Origin of the sequence: Pseudomonas sp. B15(2017), from assembly GCF_002113215.1 — a bacterium.
In the GTDB taxonomy this organism is placed as follows: Bacteria; Pseudomonadota; Gammaproteobacteria; order Pseudomonadales; family Pseudomonadaceae; genus Aquipseudomonas.
The window spans coordinates 1-22441 of record NZ_NEJZ01000027.1 but is presented as its reverse complement, the minus strand read 5'-3'; the positions used below and the strand labels follow the sequence as shown (position 1 = coordinate 22441).

The following is a 22441-nucleotide window of genomic DNA, read 5'->3' as shown; positions in this document are numbered from 1 at the left end:
TGAGATAACACCCTTGAGCATTCAACCCGGTACTTATTCCCCCGACCTCGCCGTGCCCGCCAGCCAGCGTGTATTCGGCGGTCGCGATCTGTTTTCCCTGTGGTTCTCCCTCGGCATCGGCCTGATGGTCTTGCAGACCGGTGCACTGCTGGCGCCGGGGCTGGGCCTGTCGGGAGCGCTGCTGGCGATTTTCCTCGGCACCCTGGTCGGCGTCTTGTTGCTGGCCGCCGTTGGCGTGATCGGCAGCGACACCGGCCTGTCGTCGATGGCCGCGCTGAAACTCAGCCTCGGCAGCAAAGGCGCGAGCCTGCCGGCGCTGCTCAACCTGCTGCAACTGATCGGTTGGGGCTCTTTCGAAATCATCGTCATGCGCGATGCGGCCAGCCTGCTCGGCACTCGTGCATTCAGCGAAGGTTCGCTGTGGGCCAGTCCGATGTTGTGGACCCTGTGCTTCGGTACGCTGGCGACGTTGCTGGCGGTCAGCGGGCCGTTGACGTTCGTGCGCAAGATCCTGCGCAAGTGGGGCATCTGGCTGATTCTGGGCGCGTGCATCTGGCTGACCTGGAACCTGTTTGCCAAGGCCGATCTCGCCGCCTTGTGGGCACAGGCCGGGGATGGCTCGATGCCGCTCGCCGTGGGCTTCGATATCGCCATCGCGATGCCGCTGTCGTGGCTGCCGCTGATCGCCGACTACTCGCGCTTCGGTCAGCGGGCGAAGAATGTATTCGGCGGCACGGCGATCGGTTTCTTCATCGGCAATTTCTGGCTGATGAGCCTGGGCGTGGCCTACACCCTGGCCTTTGCGCCGAGCGGTGAGGTCAACGCGCTGCTGCTGGCGCTGGCTGGCGCAGGTCTGGGCATTCCGCTGTTGCTGATTCTGCTGGATGAGTCGGAAAACGCTTTCGCCGACATTCACTCGGCGGCGGTTTCCAGCGGGATTCTGTTGCGTCTGAAAGTCGAGCATCTGGCGTTGGCCATCGGTGTGATCTGCACCCTGATCGCCTTGCTCGCGCCATTGGCGCAATACCAGAACTTCCTGTTGCTGATCGGTTCGGTGTTCGCACCGCTGTTCGGCGTGGTGCTGGTGGATCACTTCATCCTGCGCAAGCGCAGTGCCCAGGTGGCATCGGCCGCGTTGCGCTGGCCGGCACTATTGGCCTGGCTGGGTGGCATCAGCACCTATCACTTGCTGGCCAACCTGTATCCGGATGTCGGCGCGACCCTGCCGGCGCTGGTGCTGGCAGGGCTGCTGCAACTCGTGCTCGGTCGGGCTTTCAGTTACGGCCGGGAAACAGCTCGGGCTTGAGAATGCCATTCAGGCGCGGGTAAGGGATTTTCAGTTCGACGTGGCCCAGCGCATAAGGCGCGATGGTGGTCACGTCGTACTTGAGGATCACGCCGCCGTAGGTCAGCGCCACGTTAGGGGTTTTGACGAACGGCCAGCTCTTCACGAACTCCGGTTCCTGATCGAGCTTGGTGCTGATCAGCCAGCTGTTGTGGGCCACTTGCGCGGCTTTCCAGAACGCTTCTTCCTGACCCGGCAGCAACATGTCCGCCAGAGTCAGCACCTTGTGCTGCTGACGCGAATAGTTGATGAAACCGCGTCCCGGTGTACCGTGGGCACCGCCGGTGTCCAGGTAGCTCGACGTTTCGATGATCACCAGACCGTCATGCTGCTCGCGTACTTTCGCCTGCAAATAGCTGCTGTTGCGCGGGCCGGCGTTGGCCAGGAATTGCTCGCGATACGCTGCCAGCGTCGGCGCCACCGGGGCGTTCGGTGCGGTGCGGGTCATTTGCAACAGGCGTTTTTCGATGATGCCGTCCAGCGCCGGTTCTGCCGGAAAGCGCAACGTATCGATGTTCACCAGCGGGCAGTCCGGGTTGGAGCAACCGGGTTTCAGCGTTTCCGAGGCGTCGCGGGTGGTTTCCAGCGGCGTGCGGTAGTTGGGCTGGAACAGGCTGGCGCACGCGCCCAGGGTCAGGGCGATGGCGGCCACGGAGGCAATTTTGAAAAGCGACATGGGCGTCCTTTCTGAAGCAGGGGAAGGCAAAAAGTTACCGCTTCGACTCTCAACGAAGCGGTCAGTTCGCCACTAAGCTAATTAGAGTGGGTTTCGCCTTCACCGTCCATCCCGCTGACAGTAAAGGGGCTGCATCAAATGTCACGGGCGCGTTAGGATGGCGCGAAGTCGAGGTCGCCATTAGCAAGACGAACCTCGTATTGGAATCTGCAGTAGACGAGGATGCCCATGACCGATTTTGCCAATGCCATTCCAACCGCCGTCGATATCGTGCAGCGGGTGCAATGCTACGAGGGCTTCTACAAGCTCGATCGCGTGCATTTGCGCCATGAACTGTTCGCCGGTGGCATGAGCCGCGAAATCAATCGTGAAGTGTTCGTGCGCCATGATGCCGTGTGCATGCTGCCCTACGATCCGCAGCGCGATGAAGTGGTGCTGATCGAGCAGTTTCGTGTCGGCGCCATGGGCAAGGCCGACAACCCGTGGCTGGTGGAACTGGTCGCCGGTCTGATCGACAAGGATGAACAGCCGGAAGAAGTTGCTCACCGCGAAGCGCAGGAGGAAGCTGGGCTGGACATCAAGGCCCTGTGGCCAATGACCAAATACTTTCCATCGCCGGGCGGCAGCAACGAATTCGTGCATCTGTACCTGGGGCGTTGCAGCACGGAGGGCGCAGGCGGCCTGCATGGTCTGGAGGAAGAAGCCGAAGATATCCGCGTCACGGTCTGGGCTTTCGAAGATGCCTTGCAGGCTGTACGCGACGGACAGATTGCCAATGCGGCGAGCATCATCGCCTTGCAGTGGCTGGCGCTCAACCGCGCCGAAGTGAGGGGGCTATGGTCGTAAACAAGTTGCGCGATCGCTACCGCGTCGACCTCGTGGGGCTGCAAGCCGCCTGCGAGGCCAACTACGCGCGCCTGATGCGACTGTTGCCGGACATGCGCAACGACCCGCAGGCCCGGCGCATTGCCGTGACCCAGGGCGACCAGATGCTCGGCGTTCTGACGCTCGAGGTGCTGCAGACCTGTCCGTACACCACGACCCTGCAAGTGCGCCAGGAACACAGCCTGCCGTGGCTGCCGGTGCCGCAACTGGAAGTGCAGGTCTATCACGACGCGCGCATGGCCGAGGTGATCAGCGCCGAGCATGCGCGACGTTTTCGCGGCGTCTATCCTTACCCGAATGCGGCGATGCATCAGCCGGACGAAAAGGCCCAGCTCAATCTGTTCCTGGGCGAATGGCTGAGTCACTGCCTGGCGTGCGGACACGAATACGCGGCGGTCCGATAACCACCGCAAGTTGTGAACTGCGTCCGTTTCGCCGGTTTCTCTTTACGCTGTCCCCCCGCATAATTGCCGCACCTATCCAGTCCCGCGATCCCGGGGGAGAACGCCTTGCCGAGCGTATCGACTTTGACCACCGCCGACACGGCGTTGCTGGTGCAGCTCTCTGACAGTCATCTGTTCGCCGAGGCGGACAGAACGCTGCTGGGCATGAATACCCGCGAGAGTCTGCAAAAAGTCATCGAGCTGGTGCTTGAACAGCAACCGCGGATCGACCTGATCGTTGCCAGCGGCGACTTGTCCCAGGACGGCACGCTGGAGTCCTATCAGCAATTCCGCCAGATGACGGCGCAGATCGATGCGCCGGCCCGCTGGATCCCCGGCAACCACGATGAACCGCAGATCATGGCTCAGGCGACGGTCAAGAGTGCGTTGCTGGAGTCCGTGGTGGATGTCGGCAACTGGCGCGTGACCCTGCTCGATTCGGCGGTGCCCGGATCGGTGCCGGGGTATCTGCAGGACGACCAACTGCAATTGCTCGCCAGCTCCCTGAGCGAAGCGCCGGATCGCCATCATCTGGTGTGCTTGCACCACCATCCGGTGTCGATCGGTTGCGCCTGGATGGAGCCGATCGGCTTGCGCAATCCGGAAGCGTTTTTCGAAGTGCTCGACCGTTTCCCGCAGGCCCGCGCCGTGCTGTGGGGGCATGTCCATCAGGAAATCGACCGCGAACGCAACGGCGTAAGGCTGATCGCCTCGCCGTCGACCTGCATCCAGTTCGAGCCGGGCAGCGAAGATTTCAAGGTTGGCGAACAGGCGCCGGGGTATCGCTGGTTGCGATTGCTGCCGGACGGGCGGATCGAGACTGGTGTGGAGCGTGTCACTGATTTCCGGTTCACTGTCGATTACGGCTCCGACGGTTACTGATTGACGGGCACAGCGCTGATTTCCTCGGGTGCTGGCCCAACACCCCTCGACTCCCTGTAAACTCCGCTATCTTCAGCCGACGCCCAGGGAGCTCAAATGTCCGGTTCGATTCTCTATATTCATGGTTTCAACAGCGCGCCGGCTTCGAAAAAGGCCTGTCAGCTGGTCGAGGTGATGGAGCGGCTGGGTTTGAGCGATCAACTGCGTGTCCCCGCGCTGCATCACCACCCGCGCGAAGCCATCGGTCAGCTGGAACAGGCAATTGCCGAACTCGGCCGGCCGTTGCTGGTGGGAAGTTCGCTCGGCGGCTACTATGCGACTCACCTGGCCGAGCGCCATGGCCTGAAAGCCCTGCTGGTCAACCCGGCCGTCAGTCCGCACCGGATGTTCGACGGATACCTGGGCACCCAGAAAAACCTGTACACCGACGAGACCTGGGAACTGACCCACGACCACGTGACGGCCCTGGCCGAGCTGGAAGTGCCGGCGCCACAGGATCCGCAGCGTTATCAGGTATGGTTGCAGACCGGCGATGAAACGCTGGATTATCGCCTTGCCCAGCAGTATTACCGGGCCTGTGCCTTGCGCATCCAGGCTGGCGGCGACCACAGTTTCCAGGGATTTGTTACACAATTGCCGGCATTGCTCAGCTTTGCCGGGATTGGCGCCGATATCTATCAGGCAGTCGATTTCACCGCACTGTGAAGTCTTGCCCCATTTTCATTGAATCACTGACGACGAGACCCTATGGCCACTCCCAGCGCTAGCTCCTATAACGCCGACGCCATCGAAGTCCTCTCGGGCCTCGACCCGGTGCGCAAGCGCCCCGGCATGTACACCGACACCAGTCGGCCGAACCACCTTGCCCAGGAAGTCATCGACAACAGTGTCGACGAAGCCCTGGCCGGCCACGCCAAATCGATCCAGGTCATCCTCCACGCCGACCATTCGCTGGAAGTCTGCGACGACGGCCGTGGCATGCCGGTCGACATTCACCCGGAAGAGGGCGTGTCGGGCGTCGAACTGATCCTCACCAAGCTCCATGCGGGCGGCAAGTTTTCCAACAAGAACTACCAGTTCTCCGGCGGTCTGCACGGGGTGGGTATTTCCGTGGTCAACGCCTTGTCGACCCAGGTGCGGGTGCGGGTCAAACGTGACGGCAACGAATACGAAATGACCTTCGCCGATGGCTTCAAGGCCACCGATCTGCAAGTCATCGGCACCGTTGGAAAGCGCAATACCGGGACCAGCGTGTACTTCGCGCCGGACCCGAAATACTTCGATTCGCCGAAATTCTCCATCAGCCGCCTCAAGCACGTGCTCAAGGCCAAGGCCGTTCTCTGCCCGGGGCTGCTGATCAGCTTCGAAGACAAAGGCACCGGCGAAAAGGTCGAGTGGCACTACGAAGACGGCCTGCGCTCCTATCTGGTGGATGCGGTCAGCGAGTTCGAGCGTCTGCCGGACGCGCCGTTCTGCGGCAACCTGGCCGGCGCCAAGGAAGCGGTCGAGTGGGCCCTGCTGTGGCTGCCTGAAGGCGGTACTTCGGTCACCGAAAGCTACGTCAACCTGATTCCGACGGAGCAGGGCGGTACCCACGTCAACGGTCTGCGTCAGGGGCTGCTCGATGCGATGCGTGAGTTCTGCGAATTCCGCAGCCTGCTGCCGCGTGGCGTCAAACTGGCCCCGGAGGACGTCTGGGAACGCATCGCTTTCGTCCTGTCGATGAAGATGCAGGAACCGCAATTCTCCGGCCAGACCAAGGAACGTCTGTCGTCCCGTGAAGCGGCGGCATTTGTCTCCGGCGTGGTCAAGGATGCGTTCAGCCTGTGGCTCAATGCCAACCCGGAAACCGGTCTGGCGCTGGCAGAACTGGCGATCAGCAACGCCGGCCGTCGTCTGAAGGCCAGCAAGAAAGTCGAGCGCAAGCGCATCACCCAGGGGCCGGCATTGCCGGGCAAACTGGCCGATTGCGCGGGGCAGGACCCGATGCGTTCCGAGCTGTTCCTGGTGGAAGGTGATTCCGCCGGCGGTTCGGCCAAGCAAGCGCGGGACAAGGAATTCCAGGCGATCCTGCCGTTGCGCGGCAAGATCCTCAACACCTGGGAAGTCGACGGCAGCGAAGTGCTGGCCAGCCAGGAAGTGCACAACATCGCCGTGGCCATCGGTGTCGATCCGGGCGCCGAGGACATGAGCCAGCTGCGCTACGGCAAGATCTGCATCCTCGCCGACGCCGACTCCGACGGTCTGCACATCGCGACCTTGCTCTGCGCTTTGTTCGTCCAGCATTTCCGCCCGCTGGTGGACGCTGGTCACGTCTACGTCGCGATGCCGCCGCTGTACCGCATCGACCTGGGCAAAGAAATCTACTACGCCCTCGACGAGGCCGAGCGCGACGGGATCCTCGACCGTCTGGTGGCCGAGAAGAAACGCGGCAAGCCGCAGGTCACCCGATTCAAGGGTCTGGGTGAAATGAACCCGCCGCAACTGCGTGAAACCACCATGGACCCGAACACTCGGCGCCTGGTGCAGTTGACCCTCGGGGACGACTTCGCCCAGACCTCGGAAATAATGGACATGCTGCTGGCGAAGAAACGCGCCGGCGACCGCAAGACCTGGCTCGAATCCAAGGGCAACCTCGCCGAGGTTCTGGCCTGATGCGGTTTGGCTGGGCCTTGGCGGGTGCATTGCTGCTGGGTTCGATGACGGTGTCGGCAGAGCCTGCGCAAGAGCTGCGCGTGCTCGCCGAGCACCCGGTCGAAGGCATGCGCGGCGGCAACCTGTCGGGGCTGGCCTTGTGTGGCAATGATCTGTGGACCGTTTCGGATCGCGACGATGACCAGATCTACCGTCTCGATATCCGCGACCGGGTCTGGCAGGCCACGGCCGTGCGCATCGATCCGCCGAAAGTGCCGGACAGCGGCTTGCCGTGGGGCATCAGCTCGCGCACCTGGGCGGCTTCGTTCATTCGGGGCGGCGATCTGGATTTCGAAGGCATCACCTGCGACAGCGCCGGCAACCGCTACATTGTCAGCGAAGCCCACGCAGCGGTGCTGCAAGTGCCGCCTCAGGGGCCGTCGTCGTGGCTGAAAATCTCGCCGATGATGGTCCGCGAGGCGCGGGCCAGCGGGATGTTGCTGCAGTTCAACGCGATATTCGAAGGCCTGGCGATCAATCCGGCGGGCGATCAGATGTGGCTGGCTGCGGAGCGGCAAAGCCGTGGCTTGCTGATGATCAAGCGTCAGCAGACGGTCTGGGATTGTGACGGGCGCTGCGTGCTGCTCAGCGAGGGCGGGATGGAAATGCAACCGCCGCAGTTCCCGAAAGCCCGCCCGGTCAATCGGGATTTTTCCGACGTGTCCCTGTTCAACGGCAAACTGTTTACCCTTGAGCGCAACGCGTACCAGATCTGTCGTCGCGATGCGCTGACGGCCAAGGTCGAGCTTTGCTGGTCGTATGCGGCCGAGTTGTTGCAGGCCAATCGTCGTTATTCGCAGAACTTCGGGCTGGAAGAGGCGCTGGTGGTCGATGCTCAAGGTGCCTGGATCGGCGTCGACAACAATTTTGGTCCCCGGGCCGATGGCGAGGTCCGCCCGATCATCTGGCGATTCGCCGCGCCCGAGGGTGGCTGGAGCGCCAAGCCATGAGCCAGCAACCGCCGGGCAGGCGCGCCGGTCGGGTGTTGATGATTCTGGCCTGGTGCGCGGCGCTGTTTCTGGCCACGCGGTTCTTCGGCCAGTGGGAAGAGCGCCAGCGCAATCCCAATGTGGAAGTGGCTTCGCAGCAGGGTAACGGCTTTATCGAAGTGAAACTGATCGGCAACGCCCAGGGACATTTTGTCGCCAGCGGCCTGATCAACGGTCGGCCGGTGGAGTTCATGCTCGACACTGGCGCGACCGACGTGGCAATCCCGGCCGAAGTGGCGAAAAACCTTCGGCTGGAAGAAGGTTTCGGTGTGACCCTGAGCACGGCCAATGGCCTGAGCCAGGGCTATCGCACCCGGATCGACCGCCTGCAACTGGGCGACATCGTGCTGCGGGATGTCCGCGCACTGGTGGCGCCCGGCCTGCATGGCAATCAGGTGCTGCTCGGCATGAGCGCCCTGAACAAACTTGAATTTACTCAGCGCGGCGGCACCATGCTGCTGCGCCAGACAACGAACCGATGAGGCCCGCATGAGCGACAACCTTGCAGACAGCTTAGATGGCGTAGAACGCCGGTCGCTGGCTGACTTCACCGAAAATGCCTACCTCAACTACTCCATGTACGTGATCATGGACCGTGCCTTGCCGCATATCGGCGACGGTCTGAAACCGGTACAGCGGCGTATCGTCTACGCCATGAGCGAGCTGGGGCTGGATGCCGATTCCAAGCACAAGAAGTCGGCGCGTACCGTCGGCGACGTGCTCGGCAAGTTCCACCCCCACGGCGACTCGGCGTGCTACGAAGCGATGGTGCTGATGGCCCAGCCGTTCAGCTATCGCTACACGCTGGTGGACGGCCAGGGTAACTGGGGTGCGCCGGACGATCCGAAATCCTTCGCCGCCATGCGTTACACCGAAGCGCGGCTGTCACGTTATTCCGAAGTGCTGCTCAGCGAACTGGGCCAGGGCACCGCAGACTGGGGCCCGAACTTCGACGGCACCCTGCAGGAACCGCTGGTGTTGCCGGCACGTTTGCCGAACATCCTGCTCAACGGCACCACCGGTATCGCCGTGGGCATGGCCACCGATGTGCCGCCGCACAACCTGCGCGAAGTCGCCACCGCGTGCGTGCGCCTGCTCGACGAGCCGAAAGCCACGGTCGAACAGCTTTGCGAACACATCCAGGGCCCGGACTACCCGACCGAAGCGGAAATCATCACTCCGCGCGCCGACCTGCTGAAAATGTACGAAACCGGCAAGGGCTCGGTGCGCATGCGCGCCGTGTACCACGTCGAGGACGGCGACATCATCATCACCGCGCTGCCGCACCAGGTCTCCGGGGCCAAGGTGCTGGAGCAGATCGCCGCGCTGATGCAGGCCAAGCCGTCGAAAGCACCGCAGATCGCCGACCTGCGCGATGAATCCGATCACGAGAACCCGTGCCGCATCGTGATCATCCCGGTCAACAGCCGCGTCGATCACGAAGCGTTGATGCAGCACCTGTTCGCCAGCACCGAGCTGGAGTCGACGTATCGGGTCAACGTCAACATCATCGGTCTGGACGGCAAGCCGCAGCTGAAAAACCTCCGTGCGTTGCTGGTGGAGTGGCTGGAATTCCGCGTGCTGACCGTGCGTCGCCGGTTACAGTTCCGCCTCGACAAGGTCGAGCGCCGCCTGCACCTGTTGGACGGTTTGCTGATTGCCTACCTCAACCTGGATGAAGTGATTCACATCATCCGCACCGAGGATCAGCCGAAAGCCAAACTGATCGAGCGTTTTGCCCTCAGCGAAATCCAGGCCGATTACATCCTCGATACCCGTCTGCGTCAGTTGGCGCGACTGGAAGAGATGAAGCTGCGCGACGAGCAGGATGAACTGCTCAAGGAACAAGCCAAGCTGCAAGCGCTGCTGAGCAGTGAAGCCAAGCTGAAGAAGCTGGTTCGCAGTGAGCTGCTGAAAGACGCCGAAACCTACGGCGATGACCGTCGGTCGCCAATCGTCGAGCGCGCTGAAGCCAAGGCGCTGACCGAGCACGATCTGCTGCCGAACGAGAAAGTCACCGTCGTGCTGTCGGAAAAAGGCTGGATCCGTTCGGCCAAGGGCCACGATATCGACGCCACCGGCCTGTCGTACAAGGCTGGCGACGGCTTCAAGACCTCGGCGGCGGGGCGTTCGAACCAGTCGGCCGTGGTCATCGACTCCACGGGCCGCAGTTACTCGCTGGCCACCCACACCCTGCCATCGGCACGAGGCCAGGGCGAGCCGTTGACCGGTCGTCTGACGCCGCCGCCGGGCGCAACGTTCGAATGTGTGCTGATGCCGGAAGAGGACTCGCTGTACGTGATCGCCTCTGACGCCGGCTACGGTTTCGTGGTGAAAGGTGAAGACCTGCAAGCCAAGAACAAGGCCGGCAAGGCGCTGTTGAGCCTGCCGAACAACGCCAAGGTGATCGCGCCGCGTCCGGTGGCCGACCGCGAGCACAACTGGCTGGCCTCGGTAACGACCGAGGGTCGCCTGCTGATCTTCAAGATCAGCGACCTGCCACAATTAGGGAAGGGCAAAGGCAACAAGATCATCGGTATTTCCGGTGAGCGTGTGGCCAGTCGCGAAGAATATGTCACGGACATCGCCGTTCTTCCGGAAGGCGCCACCTTGGTGCTGCAGGCCGGAAAACGTACCTTGTCGCTGAAGGCCGACGACCTCGAACACTACAAAGGTGAGCGTGGTCGCCGTGGTAACAAACTGCCACGTGGCTTCCAGCGGGTGGATGCGCTGCTCGTCGAAAACCTCAATTAAGCGGCCAGGGGGCGTTCGTACTGATTTCTCCGGCGGAGAAAATGAGTGAGAACGCCTCTCTAGAGCGTCCGATCTTCGATTTAACCCGTAGATCGGCGCTTTGGCGCTGGAGTCGGAACGCATATTCACGGATGATATGGCCTTTCCAAGCGCCGGCGTGGCCGAGCGTTCTTCATATTTGCTGAGTATTTTCACTGTGGTCAGCCTTGTGGCGGCCACCTGGACGGGATGATGACTTCTCTGCGCCCCCTTATTTTCCTGCTCGCCGGCGTTCTTGGCCTGGCGGGTTGCAGCGTTCACCAGCCGGTGTCGCTGTATCAGCTGGACAGCGGAAGTCCGGCTCAGCCTGCCCAAAGCTCAGGCATGGCAGTTCTGCTGGGTCCTGTAATCGTTGCCGATTACCTGCAGCGGGAAACCCTGTTGCAGCGTCAACCGGACGGCAGCCTGCAAGCCTCGGTCGATGGTCGCTGGGCTGGTAGCCTTTCGTCGGATATCGATCAATTGCTGCTGCGTCAGGTTGCCGGTCGTCTGGACAGCCAGCGGGTGGTACTGGCACCGGCGACCACCGGGTTCACGCCCGATGTTCAAGTGTTGTTGACCATCACTCGTCTGGACTCCGGCGCAAAACAGCCGGCGATTCTTGACGCGCAGTGGCGACTGCTCGACCGTCGTGGCCAGGTGCGTGACAACCGCATCGTCCACTTGCAAGAACTGCACAGTGGCAGCACGGCTTCCCAGGTTCAGGCGCAAGGCATTCTGCTGCAGCGTCTGGCCGAGCAACTGTCGGTCGCGCTCAAGCCGTTGGCCAACCAGCCACCGGTTGCCGAAGCGCCACGCAAACCGGCACCGAAGCCGGCAGCACCGGCGGCGGAAGCCGAGAAGCAGCCGAAGATCCCGATGGCTTCGCCGATTCGTACCGATATGGAAGTGTTCCGCTTTTAAGGCTGGAACGAGTCAGGACAAAGCCCGCCTTGTGCGGGCTTTGTTGTGTCTGGGCTCTGAGTGGACGATCAAAAGCCCCTCACCCGAACCCTCCCGAAACGTCGGACCGCTTGGAGGGAGAGGGTAGGGTGAGGGGCTGTCGAGAGTGCATAAAGAATCCAGAACGCCACACACAAAGAAGCCCGCAGACGAGTGATCATCTGCGGGCTTCTTTACATCAAGGCCTCAGGCCCGACGCTCATGCATCCGCGCCAGTTGCCGCTCGAGCATCGACGGATATGGCTCCATCAAACGCTCCACGCAGCAGGCGCCTTCAGGGCTGGCAATCGGCCGGATCCGCGCACGCTGGCGGATCAGCGCGTCGTCACCGATCTTGCGCTCCACCAGCAGCAGGTTGCGGCTGTGTTGCGACAGCGCCAGGGCGTCTTGAGCGCTGTCGGTCAACAGCAGGTCAATCTGGCTCAGACCGAACAGTTCGTCACCAAGAGTCAGGCCCAGCTGCAATTGCAGGGTGATGCCGCTGTCGGCGACTTCGATCTGCAACTGGTGGCCCAGCGCCCGCAGCAGCTCGCCGCAGCAGATGGCGTTGGTCAGGTAATCGTCGCCGCTGTCTTCGGTGTGGAACAGCATCAGCGTGCTGCCATCGTTCAGGGTTTCGATTTCGCCCTGATACAGCGAAGCGGCCTGTTCCAGACAGTCGCGATAGCGATCCTGCAACTCTTCCAGGCGCGCACGCGGCAAGCGGCGCAGTTGTTCCTGCGAGCCCAGTTGCACCGCCAGCACCGCCGTATGTTGCGGCACGCTCGGGGTCGGTCGGCGCACGGCCGGTTGTGCGGATTCGCTCAGCGACTCGTCACGCAGGTCGGCGAACGGATCTTCGTCATCGTCGTCTTCAACGGTGCTGACCACATGGCGTGGGGCAGGCTTGTGCGCGGCCATCGGGCGGCTTTCGTCGAAACTCGGATCACGCAGGTTGCGCACTTCGAATTCCGGCTCGTCGTCGAACTCGGGTTCCGGTTCGGGCTCCGGTTCGGCCGGCTCCGGGGCATAGCTGGCGTGTAACTGGCGGGCAAGATCGCCGATCTCGTCCTGACGCTCGATTCCCGGCGTGTATTCGTCGATCCGTCGCAGCCACACGCGCAGTTGCAGCAGCGGCGTGGAGATGTGCCGGCCCAGACGCAGGCTCAGGGCCAGGGACAGTGCCAGCAGAATCGCACTCAGGATGCCCATGCTTTGCAGGCTGATGGTCATCGGCTGCTGGAACTGATCCATGTCCAGGCTGATGCGCAGTTGCCCGGCGGTCACGTCCTGAAAGGTGATCTTGCTCTCGTACATGCCCTCGGCTTCGCCCAGCAGGCCGTGCTTGGGCCGCTGACCGGACTCGGCGAGGATGCGGTTGTCCACGCTGTAGATGGCGGCGTGGGCCACCAGCTTGTTCTTGGTCAGGTTGTTAAGCAGCACGTTGAGGCTGAGGATGTCGTTGGACACCAGCAGCTCGGTCGCGGAGGTGGCGGTCTGCGTGGTCAGGCTTTCGCCCAGCGCATCGGCCTGCTCGTGCATGGCCTGCTTGAACTGCAGGCCCATCACGCAGGCATAGATCACCAGGGCCAGGGCGACCAGGATCACGTTATGGCTGGCAATGCGCAATGCAATCGGTACACGGCGGTGGCGCAGTGCACGGAAGATCAGCAGAAAGAAGTTATCGGTTTTAACTGGCGTGGGCCGGTTCACTGAGCTCGGCTCTTTTGTCCGTGAAGTTGACGCGCAGTATAGCGACAGGCCCTAGACCGGCAAAGCGCTGGCGGTGCCCGATGGTCACTGAAAGTGGGTAGAATGCGGTTTTTTTCCAGTTGCGGGGGTGCGCGTTGCGCGAAATCGTCCTGATTAACATCACGGGAGTCGACCGTCCGGGTCTGACGGCGGCCATTACCGGTGTACTGGCGCAGGGTGGTGTGAATATCCTCGACATCGGTCAGGCGGTGATCCACGACATGCTGTCGTTCGGCATCCTGGTGGAAATTCCCGACTCCCTGCAAGGCAAGTCGGTGCTCAAGGACATCCTGTTCAAGGGTTATGAGCTCGACCAGCAGGTGCGTTTCACCCCGGTATCCGAAGAGGATTACCAGCAATGGGTGGGCAATCAGGGCAAAAAACGCCACATCGTTACCCTGCTGACCCGCAAAGTCACCGCCGGCCAGTTGCAGGCCGTGAGTTCGATCACCGCCAAATATGGCTTGAACATCGACCATATCGACCGTCTGTCGGGTCGCATGCCGCTGGACACCCCGGCGGACAAGGGCAAGGGTTGCATCGAGTTTTCCGTGCGCGGCGAAGCGGCCGACCCGCAGGCCTTGCGCGCCGAATTCCTCAGCGTGGCCCAGGAGCTGAACGTCGACATCGCCTTCCAGGAAGATTCGCTGTTCCGTCGCAACCGTCGTCTGGCGGTGTTCGACATGGACTCAACCCTGATCGAAGCCGAAGTCATCGACGAGCTGGCCAAAGCCGCCGGCGTCGGCGACCAGGTTTCGGCAATCACCGAGCGGGCAATGGCCGGTGAACTGGACTTTCGCGCCAGTTTCAAAGAGCGTCTGGCGCTGCTCAAGGGGCTTGATGTCAGCGTGCTGGACTCGATCGGTGCCTCGCTGCGCCTGACCGAAGGCGCTGAAACCCTGTTCGCCGAACTCAAGCGCCTGGGTTACAAGACCGCGATCCTGTCGGGCGGCTTCACCTACTTCGCCAAGCAACTGCAGGCCAAACTAGGCATCGACTACGTGTTCGCCAACGAACTGGAAGTGGTCGACGGCAAGTGCACCGGCGTGGCCATCGAGCCGATCGTCGATGCCCAGCGCAAGGCCGATCTGCTGAAGCAGCTGGCTGAAAAAGAAGGTTTGCGCCTGGAGCAGACCATCGCCGTGGGTGACGGCGCCAACGATCTGCCGATGCTGGCCATCGCCGGTCTGGGCGTGGCGTTCCGCGCCAAGCCGCTGGTCAAGCAGTCGGCGAAGCAGGCGATCTCGACCCTCGGTCTGGATGGCGTGCTGTACCTGCTGGGCTTCCGGGATCGCGACGGGCAGCTCTGACCCGTGCACAGGATCGCAGCCCTCGGTTGCGATCCTGGCTCAAAGGGATTTCCACAACGAGTCGAAATCCTCTTCGCCCCCGCCATTCTGCGCACCCTCCAGCGAGCGATAGGCAAACTGATTGAAACTGTGAGTGCTGGCCACCCGCCGATCCAGTCCGGCGCGGTGCTCTTCGCCCTGTGTGTTGATCAGCACTTTATTGCCCTCCTGAAACGGCAGTCGCGGCGCCAGTAGCGTCGCCGGCAAGTCGATTGCGCTGATCTCCGGCAACAGCAAACCGCGCAGATACTGGCTGTGATCATCCCGCGAACGCACCAGTTGCAACCCGCATGGCCGGGCATGCGGAGCTACCAGTTCGATGCCCATTTGCGTGCCGGCGCCGCGCACCTGGCGGATCCAGCGCACCACGGCAATGCTCCAGCCCTGATTGAGGCTGTCCTGAATCCCGACCATTTCCCCGGCCTGCAATTCGGCCGGTACGTCCTTTGGCCAGGCCAGGCAATAACCACCGGGGCTGTGATTGATGACGGGCAAGGCGTAGGTCGGGTAATGCGGCGGGCTGTCAGTGTCGCCTTCATCGTCGATCAGTGGTTCGTAGCGGATTTCCTCGTAGGGCAACAATTCATCGGACGTGCTCTGCGGCGCGGCATCGAAGGCTTGGCTCCAGCTGTCCTTTTCGCCCTGAACCACCGCGCGGCTGAAATTCGCCGCACGGGCGCCGGGGTGCTTGAGCAGTTCGCTGAAGGTGCGTTCGCCGCCGAGGTAGAAGTGCAGGGCGCTCATGCCGACGCATACGGTCAGGTTGCCCTGGCCGACGGTGCGCTGGAAGCTGCGTTCGGCGGCTTCGCCCCAGGTAGCGTGCAAATGTTGCAGGGTGTCGAGGGTCAGACCGGCCGGTACGGGCAGCGGCGTGGTCGCATCCTGATGCAGCAGGTGGGCTTCGATGGCATTCACCAGCGGTTGCGGATCGAAGCCGAGCAGGAGGGCCTGTTGCTCGCTGCGAAACTGGGAGCGGTAACGCGGGCCGGCGTCGATCTCGGCCGAAACCGCGAACAGCCCCTCGCCCTGATTGGCGGGGTGCAGTTTCAGCCAGGCACTCCACGGTACCACTACTTGGGCCAGGCGTGCGATCTGGTTCTGTCGCAATTGATTACAACGGGCGCTGCCCAGCAACAGGGCGGCGAGGTAGGTGTGCTCGACGCTCAACTCGCCGGTCAGGCTGGCAAGGTCGTCGCGCACCCGGCGATGTTGCAGTTGCAGCTCGCAGGCGCAGCGAAACAATTGATGCAACTCGAACCACAGCTGTTCCGGCGCGGCGCTGTACAGCTGCGTGGCGCGAACCAGTTGCGCTTTCAGTGCATGAGCCGCGCGTTGCAGCGCTTCGCTCACCAGGGCTGCACGATCCCGCGAGTACTTGGGCGCGATCCGCAGAATGATTTGTTTGTAACCGATGGCCAGTTGGCTTTGCAGGGCCTGGCATAGATTGCTGATCTTGCGCGAGCGCTCATCGAGCATGATCGCCTGATGCAGAAAGTGCCGCTCCAGGTGCTGGCAGACGAAATAAACCTCGGGCCGCAACAGTTCCAGCAGATGCAGGCGGTTGTCGCTGGGCGTCAGCAGTTGATTGAGTTCGCCGAGGCCTTGATACAGCAGGCGCGCGGTTTCGCCGATGTTGGCCTTGGGCAGGTTGGCGATCCAGCGTTTGAGGTCGCGTGGGGTGGCTTCACAGAAGGACAGGCGCAACTGCGTGGGCGTCGGGGCGCTCAGTTGGGGGCGTGATCGTGGCTCACTCATGCCGTGGCAAGCTCCGGCGGCGAATAGGGCAATGCCAAAAACTCTAGCAGTTGTGGCCTGTTTCGCAGGCGATTGTCAGGCTTTTTTACCGCTGGCCTGCTGGCCTGGTGCCATTTCGGCAGGCACTACCAGGCTTGTGGCAAGTGGGTGATCGGCGGGCGGGATAACCAGAACGTTATCGCGTTGAACGTCACGTTCAGTGACGGAGGGAACAACCTCGGCGGCAGCCATATCTGCGCCAACGAAGGGCCGATCGGCTTTCGTGGGCAGATAGAGTAACGACGCCACTCAGGTTGTGTCCGCCCCTTCGCAGACGTGTGAAAGGGCGGATCAACAGGTTCAGGCGTTGGACAGTGCCAGGGCCTGACCCATCTGTACCGGCGAGCCGGCCTTGATTTCTTCAACCCATTTCACCTGATCCGGCCCGAACAATACGATCGCGGTCGAACCCAGCTTGAAGCGCCCCAGTTCCGCACCTTTTTCCAGATGGATCGGCGCACGGGCAGCTTCGTCGTAGCGGAAGGTTTTCAGTTCGCGCTTCGGTGGCGTGACCAGACCGGCCCACACGGTTTCGATCGAGGCCACGATCATCGCGCCCACCAGCACCACGGCCATCGGGCCGCGCTCGGTGTCGAAGATGCACGCCACGCGTTCGTTGCGGGCGAACAGCTCAGGGACGTTTTCCGCGGTGGTCTGGTTGACCGAGAAGATCCGGCCCGGGATGTAGACCATTTCGCGCAGGGTGCCGGCCAGCGGCATGTGCACGCGGTGGTAGTCCTTCGGCGACAGGTAAACAGTCGCGAATTCACCCCCCATGAACGGCGCAGCATTCGCCGCATCGCCACCCAGCAGCTCCAGCACGCTGAAGCTGTGGCCCTTGGCCTGGAAGATGCGGCCGTGCTCGATCGGGCCGAGCTGGCTGATCGCGCCGTCGGCCGGGCTGAGGATCGCGCCCGGGGTCTGGTCCAGCGGACGTGCGCCGTCTTTCAGGGCACGGGTGAAGAAGGCGTTGAAGTGCTCGTAAGCGGTTACGTCTTCAACCAGCGCCTGGGACATGTCCACTTGATAACGCTTGGCGAACCAGGTGGTGAAGGCATTTTTGAACCAGCGCACACGGCACTCGGCGACGCAGCCGGCCAGGCGCGACAGCAGGTGATGCGGCAGCAGGTACTGGCTGATGATAAACAAACGCTCTTTCATGACTGTCCTTAAAAATCCTTAAAGCTCGACGGGGGTATCGGGGTGGTTGCCCCATTCGCCCCAGGAACCGGCGTAGCCCTTGACCCGCGGATAACCGAGAGCCTTGGCCACCAGATAAGTGAAACCGGACCGGTGGTGGGTCTGGCAGTGAGTGATGATTTCTTTGTCCTTGGTGATCCCGAGGTTTTCCAGGATCTGCGGCATGTCGGTACGGATGCGCAACTGGCGCGCCTGATCCATGCCCGCCGTCCATTCGAAATTGACCGCGCCGGGGATGTGTCCACCCTTGGCCGCGAGGACCTTTTCGCCGGAATACTCCAGCGGCCCGCGGGCGTCCCAGATTGCCAGGTCAGCGGCGCCGAGACGGCTCTGTAGGTATTCGCGGGTGGCGGTCGGTTCCTCGTGCAGGGTCAGGGCAACCGGGCCGCCCGCCGCCGGAGGAATCTGGATCGACATCGGCGAACCTTCCGCCAGCCACGCCGGCAGACCGCCGTCGAGATAGTGGTATTTGTCGTGACCGATCACGTCGAGCAGCCAGATGAAACGCCCGGCCCAGCCGCCGCCTTCGTCGTCATAGACCACGTAGACCGCGTCCTTGCGATGGCCGAGCTCGCCGAACAGTTCTTCGAGTTTTTCTTTGCTCGGCAACAGGCCCGGAGCCGGCGCCTGACCCAGCTGAGTGCGTTTCGGATCGACAAAACGTGCGCCGGGAATATGTCCCTCGGCGTAGCGGGCGGCACTGGTCAGATCCACCAGAATCAGATCGCGGGATTCGAGGCGCGGCAGCAGGTCGCTCGGCTCGATCACCAGGGCCAGGCCAGAGAAATCAGACATGTGAGGTCTCCAGAGCACAAAGGGGATGGATTGTAGCTGTCATTGGCCGCGCTGGCTAAAACTGTGCAGGGCTTTCTCGATGCACTGCGCGGTTTTGCCGAAGGCTTGTACGGTGATGTCGGCGAACGGCCCGCCACCCTGGTCGGCGACCACGATCATGATCACCCGGCCGTTGTTCACCAGCGAGCGCAGGAACAGATGCTCGCCACGAAACAGCGTGCGCAGCGAAGGTGGGAGCAGGGCGGAAAACTGGGCGTTGTTGTCAGGGGTGATCCGCACTTGCGCCTGCTGCGCGAGCAGGCGTTGCAGCACCGAGCTCTGACTGACGACGAAATTGAGCGCAGCGGCTTCCTTCGGCAACCCCGAGGTTTGATGGACGCGCAGATTAGCGTGGCTGCGGTCGGCCATCAGGATCATCACCCGGCGCATGCCGCTGGCGACCAGCGCGTCACGGGCGGCGACGGTCAGGCTCATGGCGTTGGTGAAACGGCTTGGCACGGCCAGCAGTTCGGCGCACTGCCGGCGCCACTGGGTCAGATCTTCAGCGGACGGCGCCGCCGCCGGGAGCATTCCGGCGGGCAGCCGACGGGTTCCCCACGGCCACAACAGCGAAACCGCCGGGTGCCACAGGTCCGGCATGGAATGAAGGCGAGCGCTGACGGCAGCCTGTTGGTGCAGCTGCTGTTGCACCTCGTCCATCGAGATTTGCAGGTAGAGGCTGGTCAGGTATTGCCAGCGCTCGCTGTGCGGACTGTCCCAGGCTTGTTGCGCCGAGAGGGCCAGGCCGTTGGCCAGCAACACGGTGTTGGCCGGTTGATTGAGCCAGCGGCGCAGGGTCGGATCGTCATCGAGGCGGTTTTGCTGGCGCAGCGGATGATCGACGTCGCGGGCAATGCGCAGGACCTTGACCAGTTCGCGCTGCTCGTTCAGCAGCAGTCGATAGCCCTGCTGCACCCAGATCGGCAGACGCCAGGCTTCCACCAGCGCTTCGCCGATTTTCAGCAGGCGCACACCGAACAGCTGCTTTTCCACGACGCGCGCTGATTCGCCTTTGTGGATAACCCGCACTTCCCACTCTTCAAGCAATTTGGGAAAGGTCAGCGCCAACGGCCACAGCGGCGACAGGAACAGCAGGCTGCCCCAATGAATGTCCTGCCAAAGTCGCGCCAGGCGGCTGGCAAAAAAGCCGTTGGCCTGTTGCGTGGCGTGCTGGCTGATCATCTGCAGCTGGCGCAGGGCCTGGGGAATTTGCGCGGCAGGTTCGGCGGGCAGGCGCGCCAGCAGTTCTTCGGTGCGGCCAAGGCCGAGGCGATTGATCGCCACTTCAAGGTTTTCCGCCGGCGCGGTCATGTTGCCATGGGTGTGGCGGTTGGCTTCGCGGATGATGCTCAAGGCCAGCGCCGGGCTGTCCTGCATCAGGTCGGCGATGTCGCGCAGCGAGCGGCGGTCATCTCGAATCGCCCGGCAGACTCGGTCATGGGCGTCTTGCGGTACTGGCAGGCGAACGCTGTCGAGCAACTTCACCCAGCCATCGAGTGTGGTCGGTTTCACGTGTGGGACGTTCGTTTCATTAGCCATGTCTGGACGAGATCTTCACTGACTGTAGACGCGCCCGGCATGGGCTAAATTGGCTTTTCGCCTGAACTGGCTATAGTCTGGCGCAGTTTTGCCGATAAGTAGAAGAAGAGATTTTTTAACTTCCGAATATGACCTTGAACCCGACTTAAACAAGTACCTTTCTACCTATGGCTAAAATTATCGGCATCATCGTCGTATTCGCGAGCGTGCTCGGCGGATACGTGCTCTCCCACGGCAAGATTGCCGCCCTGATCCAGCCCTTCGAGGTGATGATCATCGGCGGTGCGGCACTCGGTGCATTCCTGCAGGCCAACCCCGGTTACATGACGATGCACGTGCTCAAGAAGTCCCTGAGCATGTTCAGTTCGCGTTTCAGCCACACGTTCTATCTGGAAGTGCTCGGCCTGATCTACGAGATCCTCAACAAGAGCCGCCGTGAAGGCATGATGGCCATCGAAGGCGACATCGAAGACGCCGCCGCGAGCCCGATTTTTGCCAAGTACCCGGCGGTACTGAAAGACGAACGCATGACCGCGTTCATCTGCGATTACCTGCGCATCATGTCCTCCGGCAACATGGCTCCCCACGAGCTGGAAGGCCTGTTCGACATGGAGCTTTACAGCCTGAAAGAAGAACTGGAGCACCCATCGCACGCCGTCAACGGCATTGCCGACGGCATGCCGGGTTTCGGTATCGTCGCGGCGGTACTGGGTATCGTGGTGACCATGGCGTCTCTGGGTGACGGCGATCAGAAGTCCATCGGTCTGCACGTAGGTGCGGCACTGGTCGGTACCTTCTTCGGTATTCTCGCGGCGTACGGTTTCTTCGGCCCGCTGGCGCACTCGCTGGCGCACGATGCCAAGGAAGAGCTGAACGTTTATGAAGCCATCAAGGCCTCGCTGGTGGCTTCGGCCTCCGGCATGCCGCCGTCGCTGGCTGTCGAATTCGGTCGCAAGGTTCTGTACCCGGCTCACCGTCCAAGCTTTGCCGAGCTGGAACAAGCCGTTCGCGGTCGTTAAGCCATGGAAAATAACCAGCCAATAATCGTCAAGCGCGTCAAGCGCATTGCCGGCGGGCATCACGGCGGGGCGTGGAAGATTGCCTTCGCCGACTTCGCGACGGCGATGATGGCGTTCTTCCTGGTGTTGTGGCTGCTGTCCACCGCGACCCCGGAGCAGAAGATCGCCATCGCCGGTTACTTCAAGGACCCGGTCGGTTTTTCCGAGAGCGGTACGCCGTACATCATCGATCTGGGCGGCACGCCGACCCTGGCGCCGGAAAACACCCTCAACCCTGAAGTGAAGTCTCAGCCGCAACCGGACAAGGTCACGGTCGACACCGATCAGGTCGAAGGCATGGCCGAGCAGGTCGAGAAGGAACGCCTGGAGCTGCTGCTGCAAGAACTGCAGAACAAGGTCGACGAGAACCCGCAGTTGCAGAAATTCAAGGACCAGATCCTGTTCGAAATCACGCCGAACGGCTTGCGCATCCAGATCATGGACGCCGAGAACCGGCCGATGTTCGACTCCGGTTCTGCACGCCTGAAGCCATACTTCGAAGACATCCTGCTGGCCATGGCCGACACCATCAAAGCGGTGCCGAACAAAATCAGCATCAGCGGCCACACCGATGCCAAGCCTTACGTGGGCAACGGCGACTTCGGCAACTGGGAGCTTTCGGCCAACCGTGCCAACGCCGCGCGGCGGGCACTGGTGGCAGGCAGTTATCCGGACGCTCAAGTGGCTCGCGTGGTGGGTTACGCCTCGTCGGCGCTGTTTGACAAGGAGAACCCGTTCAACCCGGTCAACCGCCGCATCGACATCGTGGTGTTGACCAAAAAAGCCCAGGCGGCCATCGAAGGTGCGCAAGGTGCCGATGCCGCAAAACCGGCAGAGCAAGGTCAGAACGGCGGGGCTCCGGCCACCCCGGTCGACCCGAACGCCTTGCCGGCGGATCAGCAACCGGTGCCGGCCCACGAGTTGCGCGAACGGCTGAACCTGTTCGACGACCCGCTGCCGAAACCGACCGAACCGGGCAGCGCGGCGCCAGCCCCGGCGCCTGCTGCACCGGCCACTGCACCGGCGCCCGCGCCGAAACAGTGATCCAAAAAAGCCGACAGTGATGTCGGCTTTTTTGTGCCCTGTGCCCTGCATTCAAGGAGCGTTGTTGAGCAGGGCGTCGCGCATAAGCGACCTTTCCCACTCCATTTGAAGAAACTGCCTACATTACCCGCAAAGCGCTCTTGGTAGCGTGCCCGCCAATTCTCGCGAGCACGAACCACGGACGGTTTGGACATCGCGCTCTTTTCCTCTTTGCTTAAGGATAAGCGTATGTTCCGGTCGGCC

General features: G+C 62.2%; 20 protein-coding genes. 14 read left to right on the top strand and 6 right to left on the bottom strand.

Translation table 11 applies throughout. The features are described 5' to 3' along the window. Window positions 1-13 precede the first annotated feature (13 nt). Complete coding sequence (gene cytX, locus CAF73_RS28420) at window positions 14-1306, top strand: putative hydroxymethylpyrimidine transporter CytX (protein ID WP_085705242.1); 1293 nt, start codon at window positions 14-16, stop codon at window positions 1304-1306. Here the strand turns inward: cytX and CAF73_RS28415 are convergent. Continuing rightward, entirely contained in the window at window positions 1275-2021 is a 747-nt protein-coding gene (locus CAF73_RS28415) for an RsiV family protein (RefSeq protein ID WP_085701039.1), read from the bottom strand. The genes cytX and CAF73_RS28415 overlap by 32 nt on opposite strands. 228 nt (window positions 2022-2249) lie before the next feature. Between CAF73_RS28415 and CAF73_RS28410 the strand changes: the two genes are divergently transcribed. The 9 genes from CAF73_RS28410 to CAF73_RS28370 all read left to right on the top strand — a co-directional run bounded on the left by CAF73_RS28410 (window position 2250) and on the right by CAF73_RS28370 (window position 11610). After that, window positions 2250-2867, top strand: coding sequence for an NUDIX domain-containing protein (locus tag CAF73_RS28410; protein WP_085701038.1), 618 nt, complete (start codon window positions 2250-2252; stop codon window positions 2865-2867). Next, window positions 2858-3310 (top strand): DUF1249 domain-containing protein, encoded by a 453-nt coding sequence (locus CAF73_RS28405; RefSeq protein ID WP_085701037.1) that lies wholly within the window; start codon window positions 2858-2860, stop codon window positions 3308-3310. The genes CAF73_RS28410 and CAF73_RS28405 overlap by 10 nt, the downstream gene beginning before the upstream one ends. A gap of 105 nt (window positions 3311-3415) precedes the next feature. After that, complete coding sequence (cpdA, locus tag CAF73_RS28400; RefSeq protein WP_085705240.1) at window positions 3416-4231, top strand: 3',5'-cyclic-AMP phosphodiesterase; 816 nt, start codon at window positions 3416-3418, stop codon at window positions 4229-4231. A gap of 96 nt (window positions 4232-4327) precedes the next feature. Further along, complete coding sequence (locus tag CAF73_RS28395) at window positions 4328-4936, top strand: YqiA/YcfP family alpha/beta fold hydrolase (protein ID WP_085705238.1); 609 nt, start codon at window positions 4328-4330, stop codon at window positions 4934-4936. A 42-nt stretch (window positions 4937-4978) separates the two neighbouring features. Further along, entirely contained in the window at window positions 4979-6886 is a 1908-nt protein-coding gene (gene parE / locus CAF73_RS28390) for a DNA topoisomerase IV subunit B (protein ID WP_085701034.1), read from the top strand. Continuing rightward, window positions 6886-7875, top strand: a complete 990-nt coding sequence (locus CAF73_RS28385) for an esterase-like activity of phytase family protein (RefSeq protein ID WP_085685234.1) — start codon at window positions 6886-6888, stop codon at window positions 7873-7875. Before parE ends, CAF73_RS28385 begins: the two co-directional genes overlap by 1 nt. Next, on the top strand, window positions 7872-8396 hold the full coding sequence (locus tag CAF73_RS28380) for a TIGR02281 family clan AA aspartic protease (protein WP_085705236.1): 525 nt from the start codon (window positions 7872-7874) through the stop codon (window positions 8394-8396). Before CAF73_RS28385 ends, CAF73_RS28380 begins: the two co-directional genes overlap by 4 nt. A 7-nt stretch (window positions 8397-8403) precedes the next feature. After that, window positions 8404-10668: a DNA topoisomerase IV subunit A gene (gene parC, locus CAF73_RS28375; protein ID WP_085701032.1), complete on the top strand. Its 2265-nt coding sequence runs from the start codon at window positions 8404-8406 to the stop codon at window positions 10666-10668. A 231-nt stretch (window positions 10669-10899) separates the two neighbouring features. After that, the gene (locus tag CAF73_RS28370) at window positions 10900-11610 is read left to right on the top strand and encodes a membrane integrity-associated transporter subunit PqiC (RefSeq protein ID WP_085701031.1); all 711 of its coding nucleotides are present in this window, start codon (window positions 10900-10902) and stop codon (window positions 11608-11610) included. Between the two features lie 225 nt (window positions 11611-11835). On the opposite strand, the gene CAF73_RS28365 is transcribed toward CAF73_RS28370, so the two are convergent. Further along, complete coding sequence (locus tag CAF73_RS28365) at window positions 11836-13341, bottom strand: AhpA/YtjB family protein (protein WP_085705234.1); 1506 nt, start codon at window positions 13339-13341, stop codon at window positions 11836-11838. Window positions 13342-13475: 134 nt separating this feature from the next. On the opposite strand from CAF73_RS28365, the gene serB reads away from it, so the two are divergent. Beyond that, window positions 13476-14690, top strand: coding sequence for a phosphoserine phosphatase SerB (gene serB, locus CAF73_RS28360; RefSeq protein WP_085701029.1), 1215 nt, complete (start codon window positions 13476-13478; stop codon window positions 14688-14690). Between the two features lie 39 nt (window positions 14691-14729). Here the strand turns inward: serB and CAF73_RS28355 are convergent, their stop codons facing one another. Continuing rightward, window positions 14730-16484 carry a molecular chaperone gene (locus CAF73_RS28355; RefSeq protein WP_085705233.1) on the bottom strand — a complete coding sequence of 585 codons (1755 nt, stop codon included), beginning with the start codon at window positions 16482-16484 and terminating at the stop codon, window positions 14730-14732. 72 nt (window positions 16485-16556) lie between these two features. On the opposite strand from CAF73_RS28355, the gene CAF73_RS28350 reads away from it, so the two are divergent. Beyond that, a complete protein-coding gene (locus CAF73_RS28350; protein ID WP_256574821.1) occupies window positions 16557-16763 on the top strand; it encodes a hypothetical protein in 207 nt (68 codons plus the stop codon). Window positions 16764-16823: 60 nt separating this feature from the next. Here the strand turns inward: CAF73_RS28350 and asd are convergent, their stop codons facing one another. The 3 genes from asd to CAF73_RS28335 are packed head-to-tail and all read right to left on the bottom strand — an operon-like array spanning window position 16824 to window position 20096. After that, entirely contained in the window at window positions 16824-17684 is an 861-nt protein-coding gene (asd, locus tag CAF73_RS28345) for an archaetidylserine decarboxylase (RefSeq protein WP_085701027.1), read from the bottom strand. An 18-nt stretch (window positions 17685-17702) separates the two neighbouring features. Then, window positions 17703-18518: a rhodanese-like domain-containing protein gene (locus CAF73_RS28340; protein ID WP_064379082.1), complete on the bottom strand. Its 816-nt coding sequence runs from the start codon at window positions 18516-18518 to the stop codon at window positions 17703-17705. Between the two features lie 39 nt (window positions 18519-18557). Further along, a complete protein-coding gene (locus tag CAF73_RS28335) occupies window positions 18558-20096 on the bottom strand; it encodes an HDOD domain-containing protein (protein ID WP_085701025.1) in 1539 nt (512 codons plus the stop codon). A 167-nt stretch (window positions 20097-20263) separates the two neighbouring features. Here CAF73_RS28335 and motA point away from each other — a divergent pair, with 167 nt between their 5' ends. Both motA and motB read left to right on the top strand, forming a co-directional pair. Then, complete coding sequence (gene motA, locus CAF73_RS28330; RefSeq protein WP_085685206.1) at window positions 20264-21115, top strand: flagellar motor stator protein MotA; 852 nt, start codon at window positions 20264-20266, stop codon at window positions 21113-21115. A 3-nt stretch (window positions 21116-21118) separates the two neighbouring features. Then, window positions 21119-22198: a flagellar motor protein MotB gene (gene motB, locus CAF73_RS28325; protein WP_085705231.1), complete on the top strand. Its 1080-nt coding sequence runs from the start codon at window positions 21119-21121 to the stop codon at window positions 22196-22198. Window positions 22199-22441: the final 243 nt, after the last annotated feature.